This is a genomic window from Enterobacter sp. BWH64, assembly GCF_001037645.1.
Classification (GTDB): Bacteria; Pseudomonadota; Gammaproteobacteria; order Enterobacterales; family Enterobacteriaceae; genus Enterobacter; species Enterobacter hormaechei_C.
The window spans coordinates 3,947,200-3,961,614 of record NZ_KQ089922.1 but is presented as its reverse complement, the minus strand read 5'-3'; the positions used below and the strand labels follow the sequence as shown (position 1 = coordinate 3,961,614).

The 14,415-nt window shown below is 57.2% G+C and carries 13 protein-coding genes; 10 read left to right on the top strand and 3 right to left on the bottom strand.

Going from position 1 to position 14,415, the window contains the following annotated elements:
• The first annotated feature begins 49 nt into the window (after positions 1 to 49).
• From rnc to acpS, 5 genes are all read left to right on the top strand, one after another.
• A complete protein-coding gene (gene rnc / locus SK50_RS18800; protein ID WP_003860711.1) occupies positions 50 to 730 on the top strand; it encodes a ribonuclease III in 681 nt (226 codons plus the stop codon).
• A complete protein-coding gene (gene era / locus SK50_RS18795) occupies positions 727 to 1,632 on the top strand; it encodes a GTPase Era (RefSeq protein ID WP_045344292.1) in 906 nt (301 codons plus the stop codon). Before rnc ends, era begins: the two co-directional genes overlap by 4 nt.
• A gap of 17 nt (positions 1,633 to 1,649) precedes the next feature.
• Complete coding sequence (recO, locus tag SK50_RS18790; RefSeq protein WP_015572142.1) at positions 1,650 to 2,357, top strand: DNA repair protein RecO; 708 nt, start codon at positions 1,650 to 1,652, stop codon at positions 2,355 to 2,357.
• 75 nt (positions 2,358 to 2,432) lie between these two features.
• Positions 2,433 to 3,164, top strand: coding sequence for a pyridoxine 5'-phosphate synthase (gene pdxJ, locus SK50_RS18785; protein ID WP_015572143.1), 732 nt, complete (start codon positions 2,433 to 2,435; stop codon positions 3,162 to 3,164).
• On the top strand, positions 3,164 to 3,544 hold the full coding sequence (gene acpS, locus SK50_RS18780) for a holo-ACP synthase (protein WP_023304228.1): 381 nt from the start codon (positions 3,164 to 3,166) through the stop codon (positions 3,542 to 3,544). The genes pdxJ and acpS overlap by 1 nt, the downstream gene beginning before the upstream one ends.
• On the opposite strand, the gene SK50_RS18775 is transcribed toward acpS, so the two are convergent.
• Entirely contained in the window at positions 3,541 to 3,801 is a 261-nt protein-coding gene (locus SK50_RS18775; protein WP_003860704.1) for a YfhL family 4Fe-4S dicluster ferredoxin, read from the bottom strand. The genes acpS and SK50_RS18775 overlap by 4 nt on opposite strands.
• Before the next feature lie 56 nt (positions 3,802 to 3,857).
• Positions 3,858 to 4,706: a MurR/RpiR family transcriptional regulator gene (locus tag SK50_RS18770; protein ID WP_003860702.1), complete on the bottom strand. Its 849-nt coding sequence runs from the start codon at positions 4,704 to 4,706 to the stop codon at positions 3,858 to 3,860.
• Positions 4,707 to 4,824: 118 nt separating this feature from the next.
• On the opposite strand from SK50_RS18770, the gene murQ reads away from it, so the two are divergent.
• Genes murQ through tadA form a run of 4 tightly spaced genes read left to right on the top strand, consistent with a single transcriptional unit; the run spans position 4,825 to position 8,298 of the window.
• Positions 4,825 to 5,721, top strand: a complete 897-nt coding sequence (gene murQ, locus SK50_RS18765) for an N-acetylmuramic acid 6-phosphate etherase (protein ID WP_045344293.1) — start codon at positions 4,825 to 4,827, stop codon at positions 5,719 to 5,721.
• A gap of 9 nt (positions 5,722 to 5,730) precedes the next feature.
• A complete protein-coding gene (locus SK50_RS18760) occupies positions 5,731 to 7,095 on the top strand; it encodes a PTS transporter subunit EIIC (protein WP_023295166.1) in 1,365 nt (454 codons plus the stop codon).
• Between the two features lie 3 nt (positions 7,096 to 7,098).
• Positions 7,099 to 7,734: a phosphatidylglycerophosphatase C gene (gene yfhb, locus SK50_RS18755; RefSeq protein WP_045344295.1), complete on the top strand. Its 636-nt coding sequence runs from the start codon at positions 7,099 to 7,101 to the stop codon at positions 7,732 to 7,734.
• Between the two features lie 24 nt (positions 7,735 to 7,758).
• Positions 7,759 to 8,298, top strand: coding sequence for a tRNA adenosine(34) deaminase TadA (gene tadA, locus SK50_RS18750; RefSeq protein ID WP_023295164.1), 540 nt, complete (start codon positions 7,759 to 7,761; stop codon positions 8,296 to 8,298).
• Here the strand turns inward: tadA and mltF are convergent.
• Positions 8,186 to 9,736: a membrane-bound lytic murein transglycosylase MltF gene (mltF, locus tag SK50_RS18745; protein WP_017383549.1), complete on the bottom strand. Its 1,551-nt coding sequence runs from the start codon at positions 9,734 to 9,736 to the stop codon at positions 8,186 to 8,188. The two genes, tadA and mltF, sit on opposite strands and share 113 nt — an antisense overlap.
• 267 nt (positions 9,737 to 10,003) lie before the next feature.
• On the opposite strand from mltF, the gene purL reads away from it, so the two are divergent.
• Positions 10,004 to 13,891 (top strand): phosphoribosylformylglycinamidine synthase, encoded by a 3,888-nt coding sequence (gene purL, locus SK50_RS18740; protein WP_023295163.1) that lies wholly within the window; start codon positions 10,004 to 10,006, stop codon positions 13,889 to 13,891.
• Positions 13,892 to 14,415 lie beyond the last annotated feature (524 nt).

The window sequence follows — 14,415 nt, the reverse complement described above, 5'->3', positions numbered from 1 at the left end:
GGTCGGTTTCGTGTGCTGCATTTTTGACGCATTCATTTATTGGTATCGCATGAACCCCATCGTAATTAATCGGCTTCAACGGAAGCTGGGCTACACTTTTCATCATCAGGAGTTGTTGCAACAGGCATTAACCCATCGCAGTGCCAGCAGCAAACATAATGAGCGTCTCGAGTTTTTAGGCGACTCTATTTTAAGTTTCGTGATTGCAAATGCGCTTTATCATCGTTTTCCGCGTGTGGACGAAGGTGATATGAGCCGCATGCGCGCCACGCTGGTGCGCGGCAATACCCTCGCTGAAATCGCACGCGAATTTGAGCTGGGTGAATGCCTGCGTCTGGGGCCAGGTGAGCTGAAAAGTGGTGGTTTCCGTCGTGAATCCATCCTTGCCGATACGGTCGAGGCATTGATCGGTGGCGTGTTCCTGGACAGCGATATCCAGACCGTAGAAAAGCTGATCCTTAACTGGTATCAGACCCGCCTGGACGAAATCAGCCCGGGCGATAAACAAAAAGATCCTAAAACGCGTCTGCAAGAATATTTGCAGGGTCGTCATCTGCCGCTGCCATCCTATCTGGTGGTGCAGGTGCGTGGCGAAGCCCACGATCAGGAATTTACCATCCATTGCCAGGTCAGTGGCCTGAGTGAACCGGTGGTCGGCACGGGTTCAAGCCGTCGTAAGGCTGAACAGGCTGCCGCCGAACAGGCGTTAAAAATGCTGGAGCTGGAATGAGCATCGACAAAACCTATTGCGGATTTATTGCCATCGTCGGACGTCCGAACGTTGGCAAATCCACCCTGCTGAATAATCTGCTTGGGCAGAAGATTTCTATCACCTCGCGTAAGGCGCAGACCACGCGTCACCGCATCGTCGGTATCCATACTGAAGGCGCGTATCAGGCGATCTACGTCGATACACCGGGCCTGCACATGGAAGAGAAGCGCGCCATCAACCGTCTGATGAACAAGGCCGCGAGCAGCTCCATTGGCGACGTAGAGCTGGTGATTTTCGTTGTGGAAGGCACCCGCTGGACGCCGGACGACGAAATGGTCCTGAACAAGCTGCGCGACGGCAAAACGCCGGTGATCCTCGCAGTCAATAAAGTGGACAACGTGCAGGAAAAAGCCGATCTGCTGCCGCACCTGCAATGGCTGGGCAGTCAGATGAACTTCCTGGACATCGTCCCGCTGTCTGCGGAAACGGGTCTGAACGTTGATACCATCACGGGTATCGTGCGCAAGCATCTGCCGGAAGCGACTCATCACTTCCCGGAAGACTACATCACCGATCGCTCTCAGCGTTTTATGGCGTCTGAAATCATCCGTGAGAAGCTGATGCGTTTCCTGGGCGCTGAACTGCCGTACTCTGTGACGGTGGAGATCGAGCGTTTCCAGAGCAACGAGCGTGGCGGCTACGATATTAACGGTCTGATCCTCGTTGAGCGTGAAGGGCAGAAGAAGATGGTGATCGGCAATAAAGGCGCCAAGATCAAAACTATCGGAATCGAAGCCCGTAAAGACATGCAGGACATGTTTGAAGCACCGGTTCACCTGGAACTGTGGGTGAAAGTGAAATCTGGCTGGGCCGATGATGAGCGTGCGCTGCGCAGCCTCGGTTACGGCGAAGATCAGTAACCTAAGACGACGAGCATATGGATGGATGGCAGCGCGCCTTTGTCCTGCATAGTCGTCCCTGGAGCGAAACCAGCCTGATGCTGGACGTCTTCACGGAAGAGTCCGGTCGCGTGCGCCTTGTTGCCAAAGGCGCACGTTCCAGACGTTCTAATCTGAAAGGTGCCTTGCAGCCTTTCACCCCGCTGCTGGTCCGCTTTGGCGGGCGAGGAGAAGTCAAAACCCTGCGCAGTGCTGAAGCCGTCTCCCTGGCGCTTCCTCTTTCTGGTATCACGCTCTACAGCGGTTTGTATGTTAACGAACTCATCTCACGGGTTCTTGAACATGAGACCCGCTTCTCTGAACTTTTCTTTGATTACCTGCACTGTATTCAGGCACTTGCTGGCGCAACCGGCACCCCTGAGCCTGTGCTGCGTCGTTTCGAACTGGCGCTGCTCGGGCACCTTGGTTACGGCGTTGATTTTCTGCACTGTGCGGGAAGCGGAGACGAGGTAGAAGACACCATGACCTATCGCTATCGTGAGGAAAAGGGCTTTATTGCCAGTGTCGTCGTCGATAACAGCACCTTTACCGGGCGCCAGCTCAGAGCACTGTATGAACGCGAGTTCCCGGACGCCGACACCCTGCGTGCGGCAAAACGCTTTACCCGAATTGCGCTCAAGCCGTATCTTGGGGGCAAACCTTTAAAGAGCCGCGAATTATTCAGGCAGTTTATGCCGAAACGCTAATGTTTTACCCCTCACCCCAGCCCTCTCCCGGAGGGGGAGGGAGAAGGTAAATGAACAAAAATACCGAGGATTGTCATGGCTGAATTACTGTTAGGCGTCAACATCGATCACATCGCCACGTTACGTAATGCACGCGGTACCGCGTATCCCGATCCGGTTCAGGCGGCGTTTATCGCTGAGCAGGCTGGCGCCGACGGCATTACCGTTCACCTGCGTGAAGATCGTCGCCACATCACCGACCGGGACGTGCGCATCCTGCGTCAGACGCTGGACACCCGCATGAATCTGGAGATGGCGGTCACCGAAGAGATGCTGGCGATTGCCTGCGAGACCAAACCGCATTTCTGCTGCTTGGTGCCGGAAAAGCGTCAGGAAGTGACCACCGAAGGCGGTCTGGATGTGGCCGGGCAGCTCGACAAAATGCGCGATGCCTGCAAACGCCTGGCGGATGCCGGTATCCTGGTTTCTCTGTTTATCGACGCCGATTTCACCCAGATTAAAGCCGCTGCCGACGTGGGTGCGCCGTATATTGAAATTCACACCGGCTGCTATGCCGATGCCGAAAACGATGCAGCGCAGGCGAAAGAGCTGGAGCGAATCGCCAAAGCGGCAACCTACGCCGCGAGCCTGGGACTGAAGGTTAACGCCGGTCACGGCCTGACCTATCACAACGTAAAAGCCATCGCTGCCCTGCCGGAAATGCACGAGCTGAACATCGGCCACGCCATCATTGGCCGCGCGGTGATGAGCGGTCTTAAAGAAGCGGTTTCCGAGATGAAGCGCCTGATGCTGGAAGCGCGTCAGTAATGGCTATTCTGGGCTTAGGCACCGACATCGTTGAAATAGCCCGCATTGAAGCGGTGATCGCCCGGAGCGGCGATCGCCTCGCAAGACGCGTGCTGAGCGATAACGAATGGGCTATCTGGGAGGCGCATCAACAGCCGGTGCGCTTTCTGGCAAAGCGTTTCGCGGTAAAAGAGGCGGCGGCGAAAGCGTTCGGCACGGGCATTCGTAACGGCCTGGCGTTTAACCAGTTTGAAGTGTTTAACGATGATCTGGGTAAGCCACGTCTGCGTTTATGGGGCGAGGCGCTTAAGCTGGCGGAAAAGCTGGGCGTGGCGCACATGCACGTAACGCTTGCAGATGAACGCCACTACGCCTGTGCGACGGTGATCATCGAGAGTTAAATTTTGTCCGCATGGTGCATCAGGACAAACTTATCCCACAGCTGTTCTTCGTTCTCGACGTGTGCCGGATCTTTTAAGATCGTATTGGGAATGGGGCACACCTTCTGGCAGGTCGGCGTCTCATAGTGGCCGATGCATTCGGTGCAGCGGTCGCTGTTAATCTCATAAATGCTGTCGCCCATCGAAATCGCCTCGTTCGGGCATTCGGGTTCGCACATATCGCAGTTGATGCATTTTTTGGTGATTAACAGCGCCATCAGGAAATTCTCAGAAACATCACAAACAGGGCGGGCATTATACGCTCATTCGTTGTTCAGACCAGTTTTTTTACCAGCTCTTCGCTGTGACGAATACGCTCTGGCGCACGCTCCAGATCCTGCTGAACCAGCGCCATAAACAGCAGGTCCGTCAGCATCATCTGCGCACTCGTCGACGAAATCGCCGCACTGCGAGTGGCCTGTTCCTCGGCAATGGTATACAGACAGCGGGTGGCCCGCTGCTGGAGCGCATTCGGGCTGAAGCCAGTAATCGCCAGAATTTTTCCTCCTACGCGCAGGGCTTCGTCGGTAGCCATATTAATTTCACGACGCTCGCCGGAATAGGAGATGGCCAGCAGTAAATCGTCAGGATCCATGGCCTGCACGGTCGCCAGCAGCGCGTGCATATCCTGTTCAACGATGGCGTTATAGCCGATTTTTGTCAGCTTCCAGCCAAAGTTACGCGCAACCAGTCCGGAGGCGCCGATCCCGGTCAATACAATACGCCGCGCGTCGCGAAGCATGGCTACACTTTCCAGCAGCTTCTCTTCCGTGTTCACATCCAGCGTGGCATGCATTGCCGCCACGTTCTCTTTGATGAGCTTTTCGCCGACCAGACGCATCGGATCGTCGCCGCGGATCTGGTTATGCACCGGCATTGACTGCGGATTAGGGTTGCTTACCAGTGCTTCACTGATCGCCAGTTTTAGCGCCGGAAAGCCTTTATAGCCTATCTTCTGGGCAAATTTCACCACGCTCGACTGGCTCACCCCGGCTTCGCCTGCCAGCTGCTGGGAGCTGAGGTGTCGCGCGCGATCGGGCTGGGAAAGTAAATAATCCGCCAGCTTTTTGTCACTCTGGGCAAACCCTGCGTAGCGCTGGCGAATACGAATTAAACAGTTCATACGGTCTCCTGGCGAAAATGTGATTACCCGCGCAAATACGAATTTTGCTCGCCTGAATGAATTTTATATTCCATTATAGTGCGTTTATTATGAATTAAAAATTCCAGAGGTAAATAACATGAATCTAGGCTCTCTTGTTTCTGAAACGCGTAACCCGCAAACCATGGATCTTGATGCACTGTCCACGCTGGAGCTGGTAAACCGCTTTAATCAACAGGATACCCTCGTCGCGCTGGCAGTCAAAGAGACATTGCCCGAGGTGGCGAAAGCCGTAGACGCCGCTGCCGACGCTCTGAAAACAGGAGGACGCATTATTTACATGGGGGCGGGTACCAGTGGGCGCCTCGGTGTGCTGGATGCCTCAGAGTGTCCCCCGACCTTTGGCGTTCCGCATGGTCTGGTCGTTGGCCTGATTGCCGGTGGCCCCGGCGCGCTGCTGAAAGCGGTGGAAGGGGCAGAAGACAATAAACAGCTTGGGGAAGACGATCTCAGGGCGCTGAACCTGACCGCGCAGGATCTGGTCGTCGGGCTGGCGGCTTCTGGTCGTACGCCGTACGTCATTGGTGGGCTGGAATACGCCAGACAGACGGGATGTACCACGGTGGCCATCTCCTGTAACCCGGGTTCGCCGATTGCGCAGGTGGCTGCCATTGCCATCTCTCCGGTCGTCGGGCCGGAAGCGCTCACCGGCTCCACGCGCCTGAAATCGGGAACCGCGCAGAAGCTGGTGCTCAATATGATCTCCACCGGCGCGATGGTGAAATTCGGCAAGGTCTACCAAAACCTGATGGTGGATATGCAGGCCACCAACGTCAAGCTGGTGGACAGAGCCTGCCGCATGGTGATAGAGGCGACAGGGGCAGGTCGGGAAGAGGCGGAAGCGGTACTCAAACAGACCGATTACGACGTCAAACCCGCCATTCTGATGATATTAACCGGGCTGGATGCAGCCGCGGCCAGAGCCAGGCTCGAAGCCCATCAAGGGTTTTTACGGGCGGCATTAGAACACCAATAAGAGGCGTGTATGGACAAAACAGCAGCGCTCGCCAGCGACATCCTGCTTGGGATCGGTGGGGAAAAAAATATTCAGCGTCTGGAAAACTGCATGACGCGTGTACGCGTCGAGGTGCACAACGACGAAAAGCTTGATTTAACGCGCCTGAAGCAGCTTCCCGGCGTGAGCGGGTACGTTAAACAGGGGCAACAGCACCAGCTGATTGTCGGTCCGGGCAAAGCGGCGCAGGTGGTTGATGCCATGCGCGCCCTGATGACGGGCGGTGAAACGGCTCCCACCTTTGACGACGCGGAACGCACCAAAGCGCAGGCGAAAGCCAAATACAAAGCACCCATGAGCGATGCGCTGCGCCAGCTGGCAAACGTCTTTATTCCGCTGATCCCGGCGTTTATCGCGTCGGGGCTGATCACCGGGATTATCAATATCCTCAAGCGTCCGGATATTGTCGGGAATTTCGCTACCCAGTATCCGAACCTGCTGGGTATTCTGGCGATTTTCGGCAGCGCGGTGTTTGCCATCATGAACATTCTGGTGGGGGTGAACACGGCCAAAGTGTTCGGCGGCTCGCTGGCGATGGGCGGCGTAATGGCGGGGATCCTCTCCAGCCCGCAGCTGGCGCAGATTACGCTGTTTGGCGAGGCGCTTCAGCCTGGCCGCGGTGGGGTGATTGCCGTGCTGCTGGTGGTCATTCTGATGTGCTGGATCGAGAAAAAGCTGCGCGCGGTGCTGCCCGGCTCGATTGAGCTGATCCTCAACCCGCTGCTGACCACATTGATTACCGGGAGCGTGGCGATTGTGGCGCTGCAACCGTTAGGCGGCGTGATCTCTGAAGCCATCGCTCACGGCGCGTCTCTGGCGATCGATCGCGGCGGGCTGCTGGTGGGGGCCGTGCTGTCCGGGACCTTCCTGCCGTTAGTGCTGACCGGTCTGCATCAGGGGCTGGTGCCGATCCATGTCGAACTGGTACAGGCGCACGGCTATAACGCACTGCTGCCGATCCTGTCGATGGCGGGCGTTGGGCAGGTCGGCGCGGCCATCGCGGTGCTGATGAAAACCCGCAACGCGCGTCTGAAAAAGGTCATTAAAGGGGCGCTGCCGGTCGGGTTACTCGGTATCGGCGAACCGTTGATTTTCGGCGTGACCTTGCCGCTGGGTAAGCCGTTCCTGGCCGCCTGCCTCGGTGGCGCGGTGGGCGGGGCGTTAATCAGCTACTGGAAAGTGGCGACCGTCATTACCTTCGGGATCTCCGGTTTACCGCTGGCATTAACCATCGTGACCGGAAAAGTGATGCTCTATCTGTTAGGCTATCTGGTAGCGGTGATCGCCGGGTTCCTGTTTACCTGGCTGTTAGGATTCAACGACCCAGAGGAGTAAGGTTTGGCCAGTCACGAGCGTCGCGTTGTCTTTTTTGATCTGGATGGAACGCTGCATCAGCAGGATATGTTCGGCACCTTTATGCGCTACCTGCTGCGGCGCCAGCCCCTTAACGCGTTGCTGGTATTACCCCTGTTACCCGTTATTGGTATCGCGCTGCTGGTGAAAGGCCGTGCAGCGCGCTGGCCGATGAGCCTGCTGCTCTGGGGATGCACGTTTGGTCATAGCGAAGCGCGCCTTAAGCAGCTCGAACAGGATTTTGCGCACTGGTTTCGCGGGCACGTCGCCGCGTTTCCCGTGGTACAGGCGCGCCTGACCAGCTATCTCGACACCAACGATGCCGATATCTGGCTGATTACCGGCTCCCCGCAGACGCTGGTGGAGCATGTCTATTTTGATACGCCCTGGCTGCCGCGCGTGAATCTTATCGCGACACAAATCGCGCGCGGCTACGGCGGCTGGGTGCTGACTATGCGCTGCCTCGGACATGAAAAAGTGGTGCAGCTGGAGAAACGCATCGGTACGCCGCTGCGTCTGTACAGCGGCTACAGCGACAGCAAGCAGGACAACCCGCTGCTCTATTTTTGCCAGCACCGCTGGCGCGTCACGCCTCTGGGCGAACTTCAGCAACTCGAATAGTCTTATCTGTACCGGCTGTGTATAATGCCGCCCGCTTTTCGACTGGAGTATCAGCCCTTGTCCAACCCTGAACACAATCATGAATACTGGATGCGCCATGCGCTGGCGCTGGCTCAGCGCGCCTGGGACGAGGGCGAAGTGCCCGTGGGCGCGGTACTGGTCCATAACAATCAGGTGATTGGGGAAGGGTGGAACCGTCCGATTGGCCGTCACGATCCTACCGCGCATGCTGAAATTATGGCGCTGCGTCAGGGCGGACTGGTGCTGCAAAACTATCGTCTGCTTGATACCACCCTGTATGTCACCCTTGAGCCGTGCGTAATGTGCTCCGGGGCGATGGTGCACAGCCGAATCGGTACGCTGGTGTTTGGCGCGCGGGATGAAAAGACGGGCGCTGCTGGTTCACTGATGGACGTACTTGGGCATCCGGGGATGAACCACCAGGTGAAAACTATCGGCGGGGTACTTGCACCAGAATGTTCGGGTCTGTTAAGTGACTTTTTTCGAATGCGTCGGCAGCAGAAAAAGCAACAAAAGGCAGAATTGAAACCGCAGGATGATTAAGCTCGTCCGGTGCGACCACCGGATAGCTTTCAGCCAGCTGTTGCGCCTCGGCCGCCTCTTTTTCTTTCTCCAGCAGATATCCCACCAGGCTTATCTGGTACTTACGAATATTTTCCACGTAGGCATAAGCTTCATGCCCGCGCGCATAGCCGTACGTCAGCTTCTGGTACCACTGTTTCTGGCTAAGCAGCGGCAGGCGCTGTTTTACATCTGACCAGCTGTCCGGATTACCTTTAGTTTTCGCCGTCAGCGCCCGCGCGTCGAGCATGTGCGCATAACCCATGTTATAGGCGGCCAGCGCAAACCAGATACGCTCCCCTTCCGGGACCGTCTCCGGCACTTTCGCCATCATATCCTGTAAATACTGCGCGCCGCCGCTGATGCTCTGTTCCGCATCGGTCCGGTCGCTGATGCCGAGGCTCTGGGCGGTATTTTTGGTCAGCATCATCAACCCGCGCACGCCCGTGGGTGAGGTGGCCTGAGCATCCCAGTGCGATTCCTGGTAGGAAATTGCCGCCAGCAGCTTCCAGTCAATCTCCTCGGCGTACTTCTCAAACAGCGGTTGCAGGTCCGGCAGCACACTGTCCACCGCGCGCAGGAAAGTGCGGGTGTCAACGTAATCAAAATCGTCCCCGTGACCGAGATATTTCTCTTCCAGGCGCGCCAGGGTGCCGTCTTCATTGATGGAATTAAAGAAATCGAGCATAGCCGCAGAGACGGTTTGATCGTCATCCAGCTGGGTAAACCAGGTCACCGGCTGTTCGTCGGTCACATCCAGCGCCACGGCGATTTCAGGATGAACGCGCTGGAAAAGGCTGATCGCCACCGAATCAGCAATGGTATAGGCCAGCTTTTTATCTTTTACCTGCTCCAGTAATTCGGTCGTGCCGAGTTTAGGATCGACCGTCCAGCTGAGGTTCGGGTATTTTTTCTCTTTCAACGCCCGCAGATCGTCAATCACCACATGGCCTGGCGCAATGGTCAATTGCTGGTCGGTGATGTCGGCCAGTGAGCGCGGGCGCAGGCTACCCACACGATAAACCACCTGCTGCGACACGGAGTAATAGGTCGGGCCCGGCTGATAGTTTTTGCTGCGTTCGCTGTTGTACACCAGACCTGCGGCGAGAATATCGGCACGGTCATGGTCCAAATCATCAAACAGCTGGTTGATGTTCTGCCGCACGGTAACTTTCAGCTTCACGCCCAGATAGTCCGCAAACAGCTGTGCCAGTTCGTAATCAAGACCGATAGTTTTACCGTTGATATCGTCGTAAATAAGCGGGGAGGAGAGGGTACTGACGCGCAACTCCCCCCGCTCCTGAATGGCGGCGATACGGTTTTCGGCCTTGCCGAACCAGGGGATAGACGGCCAGAGGGCCACTGCCAGCAGCAACGTAACAATGCCGATGAGCAGATAATTAATCTTTAATTTTTTCAATTAGTTAATTCTCTGCGACGCCGGTTGCCTCAGTGTGCTGTAGTCATGTTAAGAATAGAGTTTGCCATTGATTGAGCGGCATTTTGCGCAAAGTAGCGCCAGTTGGCAACCAATTAGAGAGACAGGTCACATCTATTGTTAAACATAAAGGATGATTTTATTTCGACGCAAACGGTTTCGTCGGCGCTCAGGATTCTCTATAATGACGCCCGTTTTCCCCCCTTGCGCACACTGTAAGCGCCCCGGCGCTTCGAAGACGAGAGACTTATGATGGAAATTCTGCGTGGTTCGCCTGCACTGTCTGCCTTCCGTATTAACAAACTGCTGGCACGTTTTCAGGCGGCCGACCTTCCGGTAAGCAATATTTACGCTGAGTATGTCCATTTTGCTGACCTGAACGCCCCCCTGAATGCAGAGGAGCGCGTACAGCTGGAACGCCTGCTTAAATATGGCCCAAGCCTGAGCAGCCATACGCCGACCGGCAAATTAATCCTCGCCACGCCACGCCCTGGCACCATCTCCCCCTGGTCTTCCAAAGCCACCGACATCGCTCACAACTGCGGCCTGAGCCAGATTAACCGTCTGGAGCGCGGTGTGGCGTACTATGTGGAAGCGTCAACCCTGAGCGACGCGCAGTGGCAGGTGGTTGCCGCAGAGCTGCACGACCGCATGATGGAGAGCGTGTTTGATTCTCTGGATGATGCGCAGAAACTGTTCTCCCACCATCAGCCTGCGCCGGTACAGAGCGTGGATCTGCTGGGGCAGGGGCGTCAGGCGCTGATCGACGCAAACCTGCGTCTTGGTCTGGCGCTCGCAGAAGATGAAATCGACTACCTTCAGGATGCATTCGTTAAGCTGAATCGCAACCCGAACGACATCGAACTGTATATGTTCGCGCAGGCCAACTCCGAGCACTGCCGCCACAAGATTTTCAACGCCGACTGGATTATCGACGGCGAACAGCAGCCGAAGTCGCTGTTCAAAATGATCAAAAACACCATGGAGCAAACCCCTGATCATGTGCTGTCTGCTTATAAAGACAACGCCGCGGTGATGGAAGGTTCCGAGGTGGGCCGCTTCTTCGCCGACCGTGAAGCAGGGCGCTATGACTTCCACCAGGAGCCTGCGCATATCCTGATGAAAGTGGAAACCCACAACCACCCGACGGCCATTTCTCCGTGGCCGGGGGCGGCGACCGGCTCCGGCGGTGAAATCCGTGACGAAGGTGCGACCGGTCGCGGCGCGAAACCAAAAGCGGGTCTGGTCGGTTTCTCCGTTTCCAACCTGCGTATTCCGGGCTTTGAGCAGCCGTGGGAAGAAGACTTCGGCAAGCCAGAGCGCATTGTCACCGCGCTGGATATCATGACCGAAGGCCCGCTGGGCGGCGCGGCGTTCAACAACGAATTTGGTCGTCCGGCGCTGAACGGTTACTTCCGTACCTACGAAGAGAAAGTGGACAGCCACAACGGCGAAGAGCTGCGCGGCTACCACAAACCGATCATGCTGGCGGGCGGGATTGGCAACATTCGCGCCGATCACGTGCAGAAAGGCGAGATCGTCGTCGGCGCGAAGCTGATCGTGCTCGGCGGCCCGGCAATGAACATCGGTCTGGGCGGCGGGGCAGCCTCGTCTATGGCTTCCGGCCAGTCTGATGCGGATCTCGACTTCGCGTCCGTGCAGCGCGACAACCCGGAAATGGAGCGCCGTTGTCAGGAAGTGATCGACCGCTGCTGGCAGCTCGGCGACGCCAACCCGATTCTGTTCATCCACGACGTGGGCGCGGGCGGCCTGTCCAACGCTATGCCTGAGCTGGTGAGCGACGGCGGTCGCGGCGGACGCTTCAACCTGCGCGATATCCTGAGCGATGAGCCGGGCATGAGCCCGCTGGAAATCTGGTGTAACGAATCCCAGGAGCGCTACGTGCTGGCGGTTGCCGCCGATCAGCTGCCGCTGTTTGACGAGCTGTGCCGCCGCGAGCGCGCGCCGTATGCGGTCATCGGTGAAGCGACCGAAGAGCAGCACCTTTCCTTAAGCGACACCCACTTTGACAACCAGCCGATCGATCTGCCGCTGGACGTGCTGCTCGGCAAAACGCCGAAGATGACCCGCGACGTGCAGACTCGCAAAGCGGCGGGCAAAGCGCTGGATCGCCAGGGCATCACCGTGGCAGAAGCGGTTAACCGCGTGCTGCACCTGCCTGCCGTGGCAGAGAAAACCTTCCTGGTCACCATCGGCGACCGTACCGTGACCGGTATGGTGTCGCGCGATCAGATGGTCGGCCCGTGGCAGATCCCGGTCGCTAACTGCGCCGTGACCACCGCGAGCCTCGACAGCTACTACGGCGAAGCGATGGCGCTGGGCGAACGCACGCCAGTGGCGCTGCTGGACTTCGCCGCTTCTGCCCGTCTGGCGGTCGGTGAAGCGCTGACCAACATCGCCGCGACGCAGATTGGCGATATCAAACGCATCAAACTTTCCGCGAACTGGATGGCCGCTGCCGGTCACCCGGGCGAAGATGCCGGCCTGTACGAAGCGGTGAAAGCGGTGGGTGAAGAGCTGTGTCCTGCGCTCGGCCTGACCATTCCGGTGGGTAAAGACTCCATGTCGATGAAAACCCGCTGGCAGGAAGGTAACGAGCAGCGCGAGATGACCTCTCCGCTGTCGCTGGTGATCACCGCGTTTGCGCGCGTGGAAGACGTGCGTCATACCGTTACGCCGCAGCTTTCCACTGAAGATAACGCCCTGCTGTTGATTGACCTCGGCAAAGGCCATAACGCACTGGGCGCCACCGCGCTGGCGCAGGTTTACCGCCAGCTCGGCGATAAGCCAGCCGACGTGCGCGACGTCGCTCAGCTGAAAGGCTTCTACGACGCAATTCAGGCGCTGGTGGCGCAGCGTAAGCTGCTGGCCTACCACGACCGTTCCGATGGTGGCCTGCTGGTGACGCTGGCAGAGATGGCCTTCACCGGTCACTGCGGCGTTGAAGCAAACATTGCCACGCTTGGCGAAGACCGCCTGGCGGCGCTGTTTAACGAAGAGCTTGGCGCGGTCATTCAGGTACGCGCCGCAGATCGCGACGCGGTGGAAGCGATTCTGGCGCAGCACGGTCTGGCAGACTGCGTACACTATCTCGGTAAAGCGGTGCAGGGCGACCGCTTCGTGATTGAAGCCGACGGCCACGCGGTGTTCAGCGAAAGCCGCACCACGCTGCGTATGTGGTGGGCGGAAACCACCTGGCAGATGCAGCGCCTGCGTGACAATCCGGAATGCGCCGATCAGGAACACAACGCGAAGGCGAACGACAACGATCCTGGCCTGAACGTGAAGCTCAGCTTCGACATTAACGAAGACATTGCCGCGCCGTACATTGCGACCGGTGCGCGTCCGAAAGTAGCCGTGCTGCGCGAGCAGGGCGTTAACTCCCACGTTGAGATGGCGGCGGCCTTCCACCGGGCGGGCTTTGACGCCATCGACGTCCACATGAGCGACCTGCTGGCCGGGCGTACCGGGCTGGATGATTTCCAGGCGCTGGTCGCCTGCGGCGGTTTCTCCTACGGCGACGTCCTGGGCGCGGGCGAAGGTTGGGCGAAGTCCATCCTGTTCAACAGCCGCGTGCGTGACGAGTTCGAAACCTTCTTCCATCGTCCGCAGACGCTGGCGCTGGGCGTGTGTAACGGCTGTCAGATGATGTCTAACCTGCGCGAGCTGATCCCGGGCAGCGAAGCCTGGCCGCGCTTTGTGCGTAACCAGTCTGACCGCTTCGAAGCGCGCTTCAGCCTGGTAGAAGTGACCCAAAGCCCGTCTCTGCTGTTGCAGGGAATGGTCGGTTCACAGATGCCAATCGCGGTTTCGCACGGTGAAGGTCAGGTTGAAGTGCGTGATGCGGCGCACCTGGCTCAGCTTGAAAGCAAAGGACTTGTAGCGCTGCGCTTTGTTGATAACTTCGGCAAGGTCACCGAAACCTATCCGGCTAACCCGAACGGTTCGGCAAATGGCATTACCGCCGTCACCAGCGAAAGCGGTCGGGTGACGATCATGATGCCGCACCCGGAACGTGTCTTCCGTACCGTGAGCAACTCCTGGCACCCGGAAAACTGGGGCGAGGACAGCCCGTGGATGCGAATTTTCCGCAACGCGCGTAAACAACTGGGTTAAGTTTCAACGCCCTGACTGTAGGCCCGGTAAGCGCGAGCGCCACCGGGCTTTTTTGTACCTGTCGCAAAATCGCGACAATCCTCTGGGTTAAGTGTCTCCAATAAGAGACACTTAACTTATTGATTTATATATGTCAGGACGGGTTCCCGTTAAGGTGTTGCTTAATAGCGACACTTAGCCTGGAAATCATTCACCTGACAATCAATGCATTTTAATAATAAAACTATTATTAATCATAAGGATAGTATCAATTTTTGCAATCTGGCACGCACGTTGCATAATAGTAACCAGTGGCTCATTCACCTTCTTATGTCAGCCCCTTCGGGACGTGCTACATAAACTTCGAATGACGCACAAAAAGGTGCCTGCCGTCCAACTACTGATTATTGCAATGCTTTATCAGGCCAGGGCGAAACGTCGAGTTAGGCACCGCCTTATTCCATGACAAAGCCGGGTTTTTACCCGGCTTTGTTGTATCTGAAGGGCAGACTCAGTTACGCTCTCCTCAAACCCGGATGATGAGA